At 73.5% G+C, this 14,286-nt stretch carries 15 protein-coding genes and 1 pseudogene; 8 read left to right on the top strand and 8 right to left on the bottom strand.

The window, feature by feature from the left end; translation table 11 throughout:
• The first annotated feature begins 50 nt into the window (after positions 1-50).
• Complete coding sequence (locus ABWK59_RS21025) at positions 51-635, top strand: pyridoxamine 5'-phosphate oxidase family protein (protein WP_354642158.1); 585 nt, start codon at positions 51-53, stop codon at positions 633-635.
• A gap of 45 nt (positions 636-680) precedes the next feature.
• Here the strand turns inward: ABWK59_RS21025 and ABWK59_RS21020 are convergent, their stop codons facing one another.
• Positions 681-2,054 (bottom strand): hypothetical protein, encoded by a 1,374-nt coding sequence (locus tag ABWK59_RS21020; protein ID WP_420492814.1) that lies wholly within the window; start codon positions 2,052-2,054, stop codon positions 681-683.
• A gap of 167 nt (positions 2,055-2,221) precedes the next feature.
• Here ABWK59_RS21020 and ABWK59_RS21015 point away from each other — a divergent pair, with 167 nt between their 5' ends.
• The 3 genes from ABWK59_RS21015 (at position 2,222) to ABWK59_RS21005 (ending at position 4,123) form a co-directional block, all read left to right on the top strand.
• Positions 2,222-2,908 (top strand): RibD family protein, encoded by a 687-nt coding sequence (locus ABWK59_RS21015; RefSeq protein WP_354642157.1) that lies wholly within the window; start codon positions 2,222-2,224, stop codon positions 2,906-2,908.
• Positions 2,898-3,362, top strand: coding sequence for a deaminase (locus ABWK59_RS21010; RefSeq protein WP_354642156.1), 465 nt, complete (start codon positions 2,898-2,900; stop codon positions 3,360-3,362). The genes ABWK59_RS21015 and ABWK59_RS21010 overlap by 11 nt, the downstream gene beginning before the upstream one ends.
• Before the next feature lie 104 nt (positions 3,363-3,466).
• Positions 3,467-4,123, top strand: coding sequence for an HAD-IA family hydrolase (locus tag ABWK59_RS21005; protein WP_354642155.1), 657 nt, complete (start codon positions 3,467-3,469; stop codon positions 4,121-4,123).
• A gap of 150 nt (positions 4,124-4,273) precedes the next feature.
• On the opposite strand, the gene ABWK59_RS21000 is transcribed toward ABWK59_RS21005, so the two are convergent.
• Positions 4,274-4,639 (bottom strand): VOC family protein, encoded by a 366-nt coding sequence (locus ABWK59_RS21000; RefSeq protein WP_354642154.1) that lies wholly within the window; start codon positions 4,637-4,639, stop codon positions 4,274-4,276.
• Between the two features lie 203 nt (positions 4,640-4,842).
• Between ABWK59_RS21000 and ABWK59_RS20995 the strand changes: the two genes are divergently transcribed.
• Positions 4,843-6,213 carry an FAD-binding oxidoreductase gene (locus ABWK59_RS20995; RefSeq protein ID WP_354642153.1) on the top strand — a complete coding sequence of 457 codons (1,371 nt, stop codon included), beginning with the start codon at positions 4,843-4,845 and terminating at the stop codon, positions 6,211-6,213.
• A 43-nt stretch (positions 6,214-6,256) separates the two neighbouring features.
• Here ABWK59_RS20995 and ABWK59_RS20990 read toward each other — a convergent pair whose 3' ends face one another.
• Together ABWK59_RS20990 and ABWK59_RS20985 are read right to left on the bottom strand one after the other, a co-directional pair.
• The gene (locus ABWK59_RS20990) at positions 6,257-7,531 is read right to left on the bottom strand and encodes a serine hydrolase domain-containing protein (RefSeq protein WP_354642152.1); all 1,275 of its coding nucleotides are present in this window, start codon (positions 7,529-7,531) and stop codon (positions 6,257-6,259) included.
• 248 nt (positions 7,532-7,779) lie between these two features.
• Complete coding sequence (locus tag ABWK59_RS20985) at positions 7,780-8,571, bottom strand: VOC family protein (RefSeq protein ID WP_354642151.1); 792 nt, start codon at positions 8,569-8,571, stop codon at positions 7,780-7,782.
• 172 nt (positions 8,572-8,743) lie between these two features.
• On the opposite strand from ABWK59_RS20985, the pseudogene ABWK59_RS20980 reads away from it, so the two are divergent.
• Both ABWK59_RS20980 and ABWK59_RS20975 read left to right on the top strand, forming a co-directional pair.
• Positions 8,744-9,324: pseudogene (locus ABWK59_RS20980) on the top strand (Uma2 family endonuclease).
• 199 nt (positions 9,325-9,523) lie between these two features.
• Positions 9,524-9,802: a peptidoglycan-binding domain-containing protein gene (locus ABWK59_RS20975; RefSeq protein WP_354642150.1), complete on the top strand. Its 279-nt coding sequence runs from the start codon at positions 9,524-9,526 to the stop codon at positions 9,800-9,802.
• A gap of 81 nt (positions 9,803-9,883) precedes the next feature.
• Here ABWK59_RS20975 and ychF read toward each other — a convergent pair whose 3' ends face one another.
• Positions 9,884-10,957, bottom strand: a complete 1,074-nt coding sequence (ychF, locus tag ABWK59_RS20970; protein ID WP_354642149.1) for a redox-regulated ATPase YchF — start codon at positions 10,955-10,957, stop codon at positions 9,884-9,886.
• 75 nt (positions 10,958-11,032) lie between these two features.
• Complete coding sequence (locus ABWK59_RS20965; protein ID WP_354642148.1) at positions 11,033-11,413, bottom strand: VOC family protein; 381 nt, start codon at positions 11,411-11,413, stop codon at positions 11,033-11,035.
• Positions 11,414-11,547: 134 nt separating this feature from the next.
• Between ABWK59_RS20965 and ABWK59_RS20960 the strand changes: the two genes are divergently transcribed.
• On the top strand, positions 11,548-12,123 hold the full coding sequence (locus ABWK59_RS20960) for a DUF6542 domain-containing protein (RefSeq protein WP_354642147.1): 576 nt from the start codon (positions 11,548-11,550) through the stop codon (positions 12,121-12,123).
• Between the two features lie 69 nt (positions 12,124-12,192).
• Here ABWK59_RS20960 and ppgK read toward each other — a convergent pair whose 3' ends face one another.
• Entirely contained in the window at positions 12,193-12,936 is a 744-nt protein-coding gene (ppgK, locus tag ABWK59_RS20955; RefSeq protein WP_354642146.1) for a polyphosphate--glucose phosphotransferase, read from the bottom strand.
• A 215-nt stretch (positions 12,937-13,151) separates the two neighbouring features.
• A complete protein-coding gene (locus ABWK59_RS20950; RefSeq protein ID WP_354642145.1) occupies positions 13,152-14,126 on the bottom strand; it encodes a 4-hydroxy-3-methylbut-2-enyl diphosphate reductase in 975 nt (324 codons plus the stop codon).
• Between the last annotated feature and the right edge of the window lie 160 nt (positions 14,127-14,286).

Below are 14,286 nucleotides of genomic sequence, written 5' to 3'. Positions count from 1 at the left end.
CAGGGCGGAATCGTTGTCCTGAGGGGCGGACGGCCGGGAGAATCGACGGCATGGGAAAGACCTACGAACGCATCGAGGGCCGCCTGCGGAGGTTCATCGAGAGCCAGCCCGTGTACTTCGTCGCCACCGCGCCGCTCTCGGCGGACGGGCATGTGAACCTCTCCCCCAAGGGGCGCTCGGGGACGTTCACCGTGATCGACGAACTCACCGTCGCCTACCTGGACTTCGGCGGCAGCACCGCCGAGACCATCGCCCACCTGCGGGAGAACGGCCGGATCACGCTGATGTGGTGCGCCTTCGACGGCCCGCCGACCGTGGTGCGGGTGCACGGCCGGGGCGAGCCGGTGTTCCGGGACGACCCGCGGTTCGCCGGGCTGCTGGAGCGGTTCGACCCGGGGGCGGACGGCTCGGCGCTGCGGGCGATCGTGCTGGTCCGGGCCGACCGGATCAGCGACTCCTGCGGGTTCGCGGTGCCGTTCATGGACTACCGGGGCGACCGGACGCTGCACGAGGAGTACTTCGACCGCAAGACGGACGAGGAGTTCAGCGCCTACTGCGAGGGCAAGGACCACATCGCCACCAGCATCGACGGCCTGCCCGCGCTGCCGCTGCCGCTGCCCGCCCGGCCCGCCTGAGCGCACCGGGGAGGCGGGGTCGACCCCGCCCGTCGGTCGGCCCTGTCAGTTGACGGTGAACCAGGTGGACCGGGACTTCTTCCACTCCGGGTGGGTGAGGTCCTTGGCCGCGACGCCGTCGCCGTACAGGTCGGCGGCGCCGTCGTCGGTGATCAGCTGGGCGCGGGCGCCCGGCACGGTGAGGTCAGGCACGTCCACCACGGCCTCCCAGGCCCCGGCGTCGGCGGTCGGCAGGTCGCGCAGCTTGACCGGGGCGTCGGTCGCCACGCCCGTCCAGCTGTAGAGCGCGTACGGGTCGGTGTTGTCGTCGGCGGCCCAGGAGCCGGCCACGATCAGGTACTGGTCCGCGGCGTTCTTGCGGATGTCGCGGACGGACAGCCCGCCCAGGTCCAGGGTGACCGGGGTGCCGAACGCGGCGTGCACCGAACCGCCGGGCAGCTGGTTGTAGTTGGTGACCGGCACCAGCAGCGCCCTGCCACCGTTCTCCGGCGGCACCAGCGGGGCGCGGAAGGCGACGTACGCGGTGGTGGTGCTGCCCGGGGCGAACTCCAGGCCCTCCACGTTGAAGCCGTCGATCTGCTTCGGGACCTGGCCGGAGGCGGCTCCGGCGGCGAAGCCGAAGCGGTTGCCGTTGGTCTTGTCCCAGGTGATCAGGTCGTCGCGCAGGCCCTTGTACTTCCCGCCGAGGGTCAGCTGGCTGGCCGCGCCGGAGCCGCTGACGGTGGTGGTGAAGACGGTGGTGCGGTCCGGCTTGAGGCTGCCGTCCTTGCCGTTGCCGAGCGAGCCCGTCCAGTAGATCGTGTTGCCGACCCGGGCCGCGCCCTCGATGTCGATCTCCTTGGAGACGCCGAGCGCGGAGGAGAAGTCCCAGGTGCGGACGGGCGCGCCGGAGGCGTTGCGGTCGTACAGGCGCAGCACGTTGGACTCGTCGTCCGCGACCACGATGTAGCCGCCGCCCACGTCCACGGCGGCGGAGGCGTCGCTGGAGCCGGTCAGGTAGCGGCTGTCGGCGGAGTACTGGACGGCGGGCGAGGCCGCGTAGTGCAGGGTCCTGGAGGCCGTCTTGCCGCCCAGGCCGGTGACCTTGATCGTGAGGTCGGCGTAGCCCACGCCGCGGGCCGCCACCGCGAGGGTGCGGGTGCCGGCCGTGCCGGTGACGGTCACGTCGCCGGTCTGCGCCACGGTGGAGCGGGTGGTGGCGGTGGCCGCCACGGTCAGGGCCGAGGCGTCGGCGCCGCTCTGCGCCACGGTGACCGTCACGGTCGGGTCGCCGGTGGCGCCCACCGCGCCGGAGAGGTAGGCGGCGGACAGGGTGATGGTCGGCGTGCCGTAGGTCGCCGCCGAGGCGGGCACGCCGACCGCGGGGACGGCGGCGAGCGCGCAGACGGCGGCGATCAGGAGCGTACGGGGACGGGACACGGGCGGGCCCTTCGAGCCGGGGAGCGTGGTCCGGACCAGGGTGGGGTCGGGCGGCGAACACCGCTCGTACGGTGCCGGGCCGCCGGGCGAACAGCGCGGTGCGGTGCGGGAGTCGGGCGGACGGCGCCGTACGGTGGGCGGGACACCGAGAGATTGGACCCCCGCCCGTGCCCCGCCCGTACGTCCTGCTGAGCGCCGCCGTCTCGCTGGACGGCTACCTCGACGACGCCTCGCCCGAGCGGCTGCTGCTCTCCAACCCGGAGGACTTCGACCGGGTGGACGAGCTGCGCGCCGGCTGCGACGCGATCCTGGTCGGCGGCAACACGCTGCGCCGGGACAACCCCCGGCTGCTGGTCAACTCCCCCGCCCGGCGGGCAGAGCGGGAGGCGGCGGGCCGGCCCGCGTACCCGCTGAAGGTCACCCTCAGCGCGAGCGGGCGGCTCTCCCCCGAGCTCGCGTTCTGGCACACCGGCGGCGCCAAGGTCGCCTACACCACCGACGCGGCCGCGCCCGGTCTGCGGGCGGCGCTCGGCGGGGCGGCGGACGTCGTGGAGGCCGGCGAGCGGGTCGCCCTGGAGACGGTGCTGGACGACCTGGGCGAACGCGGGATCGGGCGGCTGATGGTCGAGGGCGGCGGCAGCGTGCACACCCAGTTCCTGGCCGCCGGACTGGCGGACGAGCTGCAACTGGCCGTCGCCCCGCTGCTGGTCGGGCAGGCCGAGGCACCGCGGTTCCTCGGCCCCGCCGCGTTCCCCGGCGGGCCCACCCGGCGGATGCGGCTGCTGGGGGCCCGTACGGTGGGCGACGTCGTCCTGCTCCGGTACGCCCCGAAGGAGTCCTCGCATGTCCGGTGACCTCGCCGAGTCCGGTGACCTCGTCCACCTCGCCCGCGCCGTGGAGCTGTCACGCCACTGCCCGCCCTCGGAGACCGCCTTCTCGGTGGGCGCGGTGATCGTCGGCGCGGACGGCGAGGTGCTGGCCGAGGGCTACAGCCGTGAGGTGGACGCGCACAACCACGCCGAGGAGGCCGCGCTCGGCAAGCTCCCGGCCGGCGACCCGCGGCTGCGGACCGCCACCGTGTACAGCTCCCTGGAGCCCTGCGGGCAACGGGCCTCCCGGCCGCGGACCTGCGCGGAGCTGATCATCGCCGCGGGCGTCCCGCGGGTGGTGGTGGCCTGGCGCGAGCCGGACCTGTTCGTCACCGCCTGCCAGGGGACGGCGATGCTCACCGCCGCCGGGGTGGAGGTGGTGGAGCTGCCGGAGCTCGCCGCTCAGGCGCGGGAGGTCAACGCCCACCTGCTGGGCTGAGCGGGTCTCGCCGGGTCCCGGGCGGAATCCGGACTGTTTGTATCATTGGGGAACAAACAGCTTCGGGTTCCCGCCCGAGGGAACCCGAACGAGGAGTCTCCGCCATGCCCGCCACCACCCTGTCCGCCCGGGCGCTGCTGCTCGACATGGACGGCACCCTGGTCAACTCCGACGCCGTGGTGGAGCGCTGCTGGCGCCGCTGGGCCGCCCGGCACGGGCTCGACGGGGACGCCGCGATGCGGGTGGTGCACGGCCGGCAGGGCCACCTGAGCATGGCCGTCCTGCTGCCCGACCGCCCGATGGAGGTGAACCTGGAGGAGAACCGGCAGATGCTCGCCGAGGAGACCGCCGACACCGACGGCGTCGTCCCCGTACCCGGCGCCGCCGCCTTCCTCGCCGCCCTCGCCGGGCTCCCGCACGCCCTGGTCACCTCCGCGGACGAGCGCCTCGCCCGGGTCCGGATGGCCGCCGCGGGCCTGCCCTTCCCGGCACTGGCGATCACCGCCGAACGGGTCGGCGCCAGCAAGCCCGACCCCGAGGGCTTCCTCAAGGCCGCCGCCGAACTCGGCATCGACCCGGCCGACTGCCTCGTCCTGGAGGACTCCGAGGCCGGGATCGCGGCCGGCCGCGCGGCGGGCATGCAGGTCCTCGGCATCGGCCCCCGCGCAGCCGCCCACCACCCCACCGCCCACACGGACGACCTGACCGGCGTCACCGTGACCCCCACCCCGGACGGCACCCTCACCCTCCACCTCGCCTGAGCCCCCGCGGCCCGCGGCCCCTGGGCCACCCACACACACCCGGGCACCCGTACGCACTCGGGTCACCACCAAGGGGCGCGTGGCGAGCCCTCTGCACCCGCGAACCCTGCCTGTGGCGAGCCCTCTGCACCCGCGAGCCGTGAGGCGTCGTCAGTCGCGCGGCGCGAGGCAGAGCGGGTGCCCGGCCGGGTCGATGAGGGTGATCCACCGTCCGGCGCCGGGCTGGTCCGAGGGGCGGGTGGCGCCGAGGGCGACCAGGGTGGTGGCGGCCTGCTCCGGGTCGTCCGCGGTGAAGTCCAGGTGGGCGACGGCGTGCTCGGCCGGCCAGCGGACGGGGCGGTGGTCGGTGACCCGCTGGAAGGCGATCCGGTGCGAGTCGCCCATGCCGATGAAGACGTACTCCTCGCTGCGGTACGTCACCTCCCATCCGGTCACCGCGAGGTAGAACGCGGCCAGCGCCTCCGGGTCCGGGCAGTCCAGGACGGTGGCGTGCAGCTCGGCGACGGGTGACGGCATGGCGGCGGCTCCTCGGCTCGGACGGGACGGTCGCCCCGAACGTACCGGACACCCCGTCGCGGGCCCCGGGGCCACGCGGCCCGCGGCCCTCCCGCTGGGAGCCCGGAGCGCGCGGGCGTAGCGTGGAAAGGGCCGACCTCGGGAACGTCGGCTCCCGTCGCGCTCCCGGCGGCCCAAGTGCGGCCCAGGGCAGGAGTGGTGTGATGGGCAACCAGACGCTGGAGGAGTTGCGGGAACGCGCGTACGGGGCGGTGGTGCTGCCCGGTGACGCGGAGTACGACGAGGCCCGTGCGGTCTACAACGCGATGATCGACCGGCGTCCCGCCGCCGTCGTACGGTGTGCCAACGCGGGCGACGTGGTGGCGACGGTGGGCTTCGCCCGGGAGTCGGGGATGCCGCTGGCGATCCGCGGCGGCTCGCACAGCGCGCCCGGGTTCGGGACGGTGGACGACGGCATCGTGGCGGACCTGTCCGGGCTGCGGTCGGTCCGGGTCGATCCGGCCGCCCGGACGGCGCGGGTCGACGGCGGCGCCACCCTGGCCGACCTCAACGCGGCGACCTGCGCCTTCGGTCTCGGCGTGACCGGCGGCATCATCTCCACCACCGGCGTGGCCGGCCTGACCCTCGGTGGCGGCATGGGCTACCTGGCCCGGAAGCTAGGCCTGACCTGCGACAACCTGCTCTCCGCGGACGTGGTGACGGCCGACGGCCGGTTCCTGACGGTGGACGAGTCGCACCACCCGGACCTGTTCTGGGCGCTGCGCGGCGGCGGCGGCAACTTCGGAGTGGTCACCTCCTTCGAGTTCCGGCTCAGCCCGGTCGGGGACGTGTACGCCGGGCCGATGCTCTTCGAGCTGGAGCACGCCGAGGCCGTGCTGCGGTGGTACCGGGACTACATCCGGACCGCCCCCGAGGAGTTCTACGTCTTCCCGGCCTTCCAGATCGCACCGCCGCTGCCGTTCATCAGTGAGGACCGGCACGGCGACCCGTTCATCCTGCTGGTGGCCTGCTGGTCCGGCCCGCCGGAGGAGGGCGAGAGGGCCGTCGCGCCCTGCCGGGAGGCGGCGCCGGTGGCGTTCGAGCACGTCGGCCCGATGCCGTACCCGGCGCTGGTGAGCGCCTTCGACGGACTGCTGCCGCCCGGACTGCAGCAGTACTGGAAGGGCAGCTACGCCACCGACCTCACCGACGACGCGATCGCCGCCCACCTGGAGCACGGCCCGAACGTCCCGAACCTCCACTCCACCTGCCACATCTACCCGGTGGACGGCGCGGTGCAGCGGGTCGCCCCGGACGCCACGGCCTACGCCTACCGGGACGCCGCCTTCGCCACGGTGATCGTGGGCGTGGGGCCGGACCCGGCCGGCAACGAGAGCCGCACGGCGTGGGTCCGGCGGTACTACGACGCGGTGTCCGCGCACTCCTCGCCCGGCGGGTACGTCAACTTCATCGGCGAGGACGACCAGGACAAGGTCACCGCCAACTACCGCGGCAACTACGACCGACTGGTGGAGGTCAAGCGCGCGTGGGACCCGGGCAACCTGTTCCGGGTGAACCACAACATCGCGCCCTGATCCCCCGGGCCCGCCGTGCCGCACCCGCGGTCCTGAGGCGGCGTCACGGCTTGGACGGCGCCGGCGGGAACACCGCGCCGGCGAGCTTCTGGATGTCCGCCGCCTCGGCGCCGTTCAGGCCGGTCGGGTTGAGCGAGTAGACGATCGTGCGGGACAGGTCCTTGGTGGCGAACACCCCGCTGGTCCAGCCCGGCCGGGAGCCGGTCTTGCCCCACAGGGTGACCCCGTTGATCTCGGCCCGGACCAGTCCCATGCTCATGCAGGCCCGCTCCGGCGTGCTGCTGGCCTTGCACTGGCTGTTCTGCTGGTTGGGCACGTCCGGGACGGTGAACAGCATCCGCTGCTGGGCCGGCGGCAGCAGCCGGCCGCGGAACAGCGCGGTGAGGAAACGGTCCAGGTCGGGGGCGCTGGAGATCATCCCGCCCTCGGCCCACGGCCAGGGGCTCTGCTCGGTGACGTCCACCAGCCGCCGGCCGTCCGGCCCGTCCACGGCGAGGTAGCCGTGCGCGGCGGGCCGGCTCAGCCGCAGGTCGTCCTTGTCCGGGACGGCGGTGTCCCGCAGGTGCAGCGGCCGGATGATCCGGCGTTCCACCTCGGTGGCGTACGGGCGGCCGGTGACCTTCTCGATCAGCAGGCCGGCGACGAAGGTGTTCATCCCGTTGTACTGCTGCGCGGTGCCGGGCGCGAAGCTCATCCGCCCGCCGGCCAGGGTCGCGACCACCTGCTCGGGGGTCCAGCCCTCCGTGCGGTGCTCGGCGAACCAGGCGGTGGTGCCGTCGCCCCAGGCCGCGTTCGACCCGCGGGGCAGCCCGCTGGTGTGGTCGAGCAGCTGGCCGACCTTCACCGGCGGCAGGTCGGCGGGGAGGACGCCGGGCAGGTACTGCTGCACGGTCCCGTCCAGGTCGATCCGGCCCTCGGCGGCGAGCTGGAGCACCACGGTGGCGGTGAAGACCTTGGAGATCGACCCGATCCGGAACCGGCCGTCGGGGTCCGGGCGGCGGCCGGTCGCCGCGTCCCCGGTGCCCGCGGAGGTCTCGAAGGTACCCGCGTCGCCGGTGATCCGGACCAGCACGCCGCTCACGTCGGCATCGGGAACGCCGGCCACCGCCCGTCGGACCGCCGCCCGGTCGAGCGGCGGCAGCCCGGCCGTGGCGGGCGTCGCGGCCGTGGCGGGCGTCGCGGCGGTGCCGGCGGGCACGACCGCGGAGGCCGGGGCGGCCGCGGTACCGGCGACGGCGACCGCCGCGAGCAGGGCACCGGCGGCGGCGAGGGCGGCGCGGCGGCGGCCGTTCGTACGGGCGTCCGGGCGGGGGTTCATGACGGTGGGTCTCCTGACGGTTCGACGGTTGTCGGCTCACCGGGAGTCTTCCGGCCGGCGACCACTCGGCCCATCGGGGATCCGCCCCGGTTCGACCCCGAACGGGACCCTAGGGGTCCGGCCGTACATCCCTTGCGGGGTACGGGGGTCGCGGGGTCGGCGGGGGTGCGGACGGCAGGGAGCCCCGGACGCCGGGTGGCGTCCGGGGCTCCCCTGCGCGGCCGCGGCCGCCGGACCGTTCAGCGCGGTCAGTGGGCGGCCGCGCCGTCCTTGACCGGGCCCATCAGGGCGAAGCGGGCGCCCTGGTCGTCGACCACCAGCGCGGAGCGGCCGAACGGGCTGTCCGAGGGCTCACGGGTGACGCCGCCGCCCAGGCTGCGGACCTTGGCCACGGCCTCGTCGGTGTCGGCCACCCAGAAGTACACCAGCGCGTGGGCGGGCAGCTCGGCCGGGTAGAACTCGTTCATCTGCAGGCGGCCGGCCACCGGGTAGCCGAGCGCGGGCAGCGACCAGATCTTGAAGTCGAACTCGTTGGCCTCGGAGACCTGCTGCCCCGCGAAGCCGAGCACGGCCTCGAAGAACGGGTCCACCGTCGCCTTGTCGCGGGTGTAGATCTCCGGCCAGAAGAACGCGCCGGGCTGCTGGCCCTGCAGCTCGAAGCCGGTCCGGCTGCCGGCCTGCCAGGCGCCGAACACCGCACCGCCCGGGTCCGCCACGACCAGCAGGGTGCCGAAGCCGCCGACCTCGAACGGGCCGCTCAGCACCTGGCCGCCCTCCGCCTTGACCTTGTCGGCCAGCGCGGCGGCGTCCGCCGTGGCGAAGTACAGGTTCCACGAGGCGGTCTTCGGGCTGCCCTCGGCCGGGGGCAGCAGGGCGGCGACGCTCTTGCCGTCGTTCAGCGCCTCGGTGTAGTGCCCGTACTCCTCACCCGAGTCCTTGAACGTCCAGCCGAAGAGCTCGCCGTAGAAGCGGCGCCCGGCGGCCAGGTCCGGAACCGTCACGTCCACCCAGCACGGGGCACCCTCAACGAAGTCGGCCACTGCTCTCTCTCCTCACACGCGTCCGCACGGTCCCCCGACGCTAGCCCCGTCCCCTGGAGCCCCACCGGAGCCGAGGTCGACCCGCCCGAGCCGGCCCCGCCCCGGGATCGGCCGGCGGACGCAGGTTGACGACCTCGTGGTCGGGCACCCGCCGGATCGCTACGGTTGTGCCATGACCGCACTGCCCGACTGGATGCGCCCGCCGCGCGCGGAAGGCTGGTTCGCGGAGGATCTGGACCGCCTCCCGAGGCGCCCCGCCACACCGAACTGATCGACGGAGCGCTCGTCTTCATGATGTCGCCGCGGAGGCGGTGGCACGGCCACCTCGTCACGCTGCTCACGGTCGCCCTCATGGACCAGGCACCTGCAGGAACCAGGGTCGGCCGCGAGATGACGATCAAGCTCGATCAGCGCAACCGGCCCGAACCGGACCTCCTCGTGACGACCGCCGACTTCGATGCGAACCGCACCTGGTTCGCCCCGGCCGAGGTCCAGCTCGCCGTCGAGGTCGTCTCCCCCGAATCGGCCCACCGGGACCGTACGGTCAAGCTCCGCAAGTACGCCGAGGCCGGCATCCCGCACTACTGGTGCATCGAGGACGAGGACGGCTCCCCCGTCGTCCACGTCTACGAGCTCGACGAACCGACGAGCGCCTACGCGCCCGCCGGCATCTTCCGGGGCACGCTCCGCCGCCCGGTCCCGTTCGAGATCGACCTCGATCTCGACAGGCTCACCCCGCGGCGCCGCGGCTGACCGTCGGCCCGAGGAACGTCGACGCCGGGACGGGCGGGTCGTCGGCGCGAGGTCGACCGGATGGCGGACCACATGGGCGTGTCCGCGGTTCCACCGTGCTGCGCCCCTCGGGGACCTGTGCTTCCCTGGGAATCGCCGCCCTGGAAATGTCCGGACGCGCCACTCATCCTTTCGTGTAAGACCGAAAAGGAATTCCGAAGTGACAGAAAACCCGCCGACCCAGCGCTGCAACTTCACCGATTCCCGACCGACGATCAAGCAGGGAGCGTCGGGGGACGCGGTCAAGCAGGCGCAGTGCTACCTCAACTCCTCGCTGACCGGGGAGCAACTCGCCGTGGACGGCGAATTCGGCCCTGTGACGGATGCCGCGGTGAGGCGGTTCCAGGTCTGCGCCAAAATCACGATCGACGGGATTGTCGGCGCCCAGACCTGGTCGTTCCTGACGTTCTGGTCCAACTCGCCGGGATTCGTCTGCTGAGCGCCTCCGCGTTTACGTCGAGAAACACCGAGAGGCCGCCCGACCCGCATCACGCGCGTCGGACGGCCTCTCGGAATACCACTAGACGTTGAAGCGGAACTCCACCACGTCGCCGTCCTGCATGACGTACTCCTTGCCCTCGATGCGGGCCTTGCCCTTGGAGCGGGCCTCGGCGATGGAGCCGGACTCGACCAGGTCGTGGAAGGAGATCACCTCGGCCTTGATGAAGCCCTTCTGGAAGTCGGTGTGGATGACACCGGCGGCCTCGGGGGCGGTGGCGCCCTTCTTGATCGTCCAGGCCCGGGCCTCCTTGGGGCCCGCGGTGAGGTAGGTCTGCAGGCCGAGGGTGGCGAAGCCGACCCGGGCGAGGGTGGCCAGGCCCGGCTCTTCCTGGCCCATCGACTGGAGGAGCTCCAGCGCCTCGGCGTCGTCCAGCTCGATCAGCTCGGACTCGATCTTGGCGTTGAGGAAGATCGCCTCGGCGGGGGCGACCAGCTCGCGCTGGGCGTTCTTGAAGTCCTCGTCGGCCAGCTCGTCCTCGTCCACGTTGAAGACGTAGAGGAAGGGCTTGGCGGTGAGCAGGTGGAGCTCGCGGATCGGGGCGGTGTCGAAGCCGGCCTCGAACAGGGTCTTGCCGTCCTCGAGGATCTTCTGCGCGGCCTCGGCGGCGGCCAGCACGGGCGCGGTGTCCTTCTTGAGGCGGGCCTCCTTCTGGAGGCGCGGCAGGGCCTTCTCCACGGTCTGGAGGTCGGCCAGGATCAGCTCGGTGTGGATGGTCTCGATGTCGTCCTTGGGCGAGACCTTGCCGTCCACGTGGACCACGTCCGGGTCGGTGAAGGCGCGGACGACCTGGCAGATCGCGTCCGACTCACGGATGTTGGCGAGGAACTTGTTGCCCAGGCCCTCGCCCTCGCTGGCGCCGCGCACGATACCCGCGATGTCGACGAAGTCGACGGTGGCGGGGAGGACGCGCTGCGAGTTGAAGATCTCGGCGAGCTTGCCCAGGCGCTCGTCCGGGACGCCGACGACGCCCACGTTGGGCTCGATGGTGGCGAACGGGTAGTTGGCCGCCAGGACGTCGTTCTTGGTCAGGGCGTTGAACAGGGTCGACTTGCCGACGTTCGGCAGGCCGACGATTCCGATCGTGAGCGACATGAAGCGATGTCCCGGGGCTTGGAGGGCGTGGAGCGGCACCGCGAGCGGGCCGATCCCCCAGTCTACGGGGCCCGCTCAGACCTCCCGGTCGGGCTCCAGGAACTCCAGCCGGTTCCCGAACGGGTCGGCGGAGTGGAAGCGTCGGAAGCCCGGGAAGCCGTCGTCCCAGGCCACCGGGTGCCCGGCGGCCTCCAGTCGGGCGGCGAGGGCGTCCAGGCCGGTCACCAGGACGGCGGGGTGCGCCTTGGGCGAGGGGGACGGCTCCGGGACGACGCCGAGGTGCACCTCGTACCCGCCGCCGCGGAACCAGCAGCCGCCGCGGGCCGCCAGCACCGGGGGCTTGGCCAGCTCGGCCATCCCGAGCACCCCGCCCCAGAACTCCCGGCAGCGCTCCTCGGAGCCCGCCGGGACGTCCAGCTGGACGTGGTGCAGCCGCTCGAACGCGAACGTCTCCATGGTCCCTCCCCGGTCGATCAGGCGACCCTACTCCCGGCGCGGAACTCCCGGTACGGAATTCCCGGCGCGGACACGAAGGCACCCATCCTCGGCCATTACACAGTGTGGCGATGATCTGACCGTACGTTGGGCGGGTGGAGCAGAGCATCCGTACCCAGGCGCCAGGGCCGAGACGGCGACCGCCGGGAGGCGGCGTCGACGGGGCCGCCGTACCGGGGCCCGCGCGGTCCCCCGACTCGCGGCTGCGGACGGCGTCCGGCGGTCGCTCCCGGCCGCGGCCGCGGCTGCGGTTCCGGCTGGCGCTGCCGGCCCGGTCGCCGTCCGGGGGCGGGCGCCCGGCCCGGCTGACCGCGGTGGGCACCGGGGTGGCCGGGGTGGTGGGCACGCTGGTGGTGGCGGTGCTGGACCGGCTGCTGTTCGGCGGTCTTGGTGTGCTGTTCGGGCTGGGGTACCTGGTGGTCTGCTTCCAGCTGGCGGTCCGGGTGCGGTTCGCGGACCTGCCGGCGGCGCCGATCAGCGGGCCGCTGGCGTTCGCGGCGGCGCTGGTGCTGGTGCAGCCGCCGGAGTCCGGCGGGCTGGTCGGGCGCGTGGTGGCGCTGGCGAGCGGGCTGGCACTGCGGGCCGGCTGGCTGTTCGCGGGCACCGGGCTGGCGGCGCTGATCGTCGCGGCGCGGTGGGTGGCGCAGCGGCCCGGCCGGCGGTCCCGCTGACCGGAGGCCGCCGTCCGGACGCCACCGGGCGGCGGCCCACCACACCGGGCCCAGGCCCCGAGGCCGCCCTCAGGCCGCCTTGGACGCCGCCATCGCCGCGCCCACGATCCCGGCGTCGTTGCGCAGCAGCGCCGGGACGACCTCGGCCTCGCGTTCCCGGAGCAGCGGCAGGAACCTGTCGTGCTTCCGACTGACCCCGCCACCGATGATGATCAGCTGGGGTGAGAACAGCATCTCCACCAGGTCGAGGTACTCGTCCACCCGGCCGGCCCACTCGGCCCAGCTGAGGTCGTGCCGCTCCCGGGCGGCCGAGGAGGCACGCCGCTCGGCGTCCTTGCCGCGCAGTTCGAGGTGGCCGAGTTCGGTGTTGGGGACGAGGGTGCCGTCCACGAACAGGGCGCTGCCGATGCCGGTGCCGAAGGTGAGCAGCAGGGTGACCCCGCCCCTGGCCCGCCCGGCGCCGTAGGCGACCTCGGCGATGCCGGCCGCGTCGGCGTCGTTGACCACGGTCGCGGGCAGGCCCAGCTCGTCGCGGAACAGGGCCTCGGCGTCCACGCCGATCCAGCGCTTGTCCACATTGGCGGCCGTCCGGGTGTGCCCGCGGACGACCACGCCGGGGAAGGTGAGCCCGACCGGCCCCCGGTGGTCGTACTGCCGGACCACCTCGCGGACCGCGGCGACCACGGCCTCGGGCGCGGCGGGATGGGGGGTGAGCACCTTGTGCCGTTCCTGGGCCAGCCCGCCCCGGACCAGGTCGACCGGGGCGCCCTTGATCCCGGAACCGCCGATGTCCACGCCGAAAACCGTCGCCATTGCCGCGCCCTCCGTTCATCCACAGCCTGTGAACAAAAACGTACGGGTGCCGGGACCGGCGCGCAGCCCACTCGGGCCGCCCGGTGGCGGGACGGGGTGCGCGACGACGCGCGGACGGGGTGCGGAGGGGGCCCGGCGGGGCCCGGACGGCGCGACGCCCGGGACCTGAGCGGTCCCGGGCGTCGGGGTGGTGCGCCGGCGCGGGCGCCGGGGTGCTACAGCTTGCCGGCGGCCTCCGCGCGCAGGTCGCGGCGGAGCTCCTTGGGCAGCGAGAAGGTGAGGTGCTCCTCGGCGGTCTTGACCGTCTCGACGTCGCCGAAGCCGCGCTCGGCGAGGCGGTCGAGCACGCCCTCGACCAGGATCTCCGGCACCGAGGCGCCGCTGGTCAGGCCGACCGTGGTGACGCCCTCCAGCCAGGCGTCGTCGATCTCCTCGGCGAAGTCGACCAGGTGGGCGGCCTTGGCGCCGTACTCCAGGCCGACCTCGACCAGGCGGACCGAGTTGGAGGAGTTCTTGGAGCCGACCACGATCAGCAGGTCGGTCTCGGGGGCCATCTGCTTGACGGCCACCTGCCGGTTCTGGGTGGCGTAGCAGATGTCGTCGCTGGGCGGGCTGACCAGCAGCGGGAAGCGCTTCTTCAGCTCGCCGACGGTGGCCATGGTCTCGTCCACCGAGAGGGTGGTCTGGGACAGCCAGACGACCTTGGACTCGTCCCGGACCTGCACCTTGGCCACGTCCTCGGCGCCGTCCACCAGGTGGATCCGGTCCGGGGCCTCGCCCATGGTGCCGATGACCTCCTCGTGGCCCTCGTGGCCGACGAGCAGGATGTCGTAGTCCTCGTCGGCGAAGCGCACGGCCTCCTTGTGGACCTTGGTCACCAGGGGGCAGGTGGCGTCGACGGTGGCGAGCTTGCCGGCCTTGGCCTCGTCGTGCACCGAGGGGGCGACGCCGTGCGCGGAGAACACCACGATGGAGCCCTCGGGCACCTCCTCCGTCTCGTCGACGAAGATCGCGCCCTTCTTCTCCAGGGTCTGCACGACGTACTTGTTGTGGACGATCTGCTTGCGGACGTAGATCGGTGCCCCGTACTGCTCCAGGGCCTTCTCCACGGCGATCACGGCGCGGTCGACACCCGCGCAGTAGCCACGGGGGGCGGCGAGCAGGACACGGCGCTGAGCAGTGGTGGACATGGCTCCATCGTACGGGCGCCCCGGCGGGCCGCCCGCCGCGCGTCGCCGTCGGGGCCGGGAACCGGCTCGGGGTGATCACCGGGGCCGGGGCGCACGGCCTGCGGTGGTGCGGCCCGGGTGCGGCGGTGCGCCCCCGGACGGCGGCCGCGGGCGGCCCGGC

Source organism: Kitasatospora sp. HUAS MG31 (assembly GCF_040571325.1).
Classification (GTDB): domain Bacteria; phylum Actinomycetota; class Actinomycetes; order Streptomycetales; family Streptomycetaceae; genus Kitasatospora; species Kitasatospora camelliae.
This window is presented reverse-complemented; position numbering and strand designations above follow the sequence as displayed.

What these genes read in the sequence shown, in the direction of transcription:
- ABWK59_RS21025 (WP_354642158.1), top strand. Translation starts at nt 51, where the DNA reads ATGGGAAAGACCTACGAACGCATCGAGGGCCGCCTGCGGAGGTTCATC.
- ABWK59_RS21010 (WP_354642156.1), top strand. Translation starts at nt 2,898, where the DNA reads ATGTCCGGTGACCTCGCCGAGTCCGGTGACCTCGTCCACCTCGCCCGC.
- ABWK59_RS21005 (WP_354642155.1), top strand. Translation starts at nt 3,467, where the DNA reads ATGCCCGCCACCACCCTGTCCGCCCGGGCGCTGCTGCTCGACATGGAC.
- ABWK59_RS21000 (WP_354642154.1), bottom strand. Translation starts at nt 4,639, where the DNA reads ATGCCGTCACCCGTCGCCGAGCTGCACGCCACCGTCCTGGACTGCCCG.
- ABWK59_RS20995 (WP_354642153.1), top strand. Translation starts at nt 4,843, where the DNA reads ATGGGCAACCAGACGCTGGAGGAGTTGCGGGAACGCGCGTACGGGGCG.
- ABWK59_RS20990 (WP_354642152.1), bottom strand. Translation starts at nt 7,531, where the DNA reads ATGAACCCCCGCCCGGACGCCCGTACGAACGGCCGCCGCCGCGCCGCC.
- ychF (WP_354642149.1), bottom strand. Translation starts at nt 10,957, where the DNA reads ATGTCGCTCACGATCGGAATCGTCGGCCTGCCGAACGTCGGCAAGTCG.
- ABWK59_RS20965 (WP_354642148.1), bottom strand. Translation starts at nt 11,413, where the DNA reads ATGGAGACGTTCGCGTTCGAGCGGCTGCACCACGTCCAGCTGGACGTC.
- ppgK (WP_354642146.1), bottom strand. Translation starts at nt 12,936, where the DNA reads ATGGCGACGGTTTTCGGCGTGGACATCGGCGGTTCCGGGATCAAGGGC.
- ABWK59_RS20950 (WP_354642145.1), bottom strand. Translation starts at nt 14,126, where the DNA reads ATGTCCACCACTGCTCAGCGCCGTGTCCTGCTCGCCGCCCCCCGTGGC.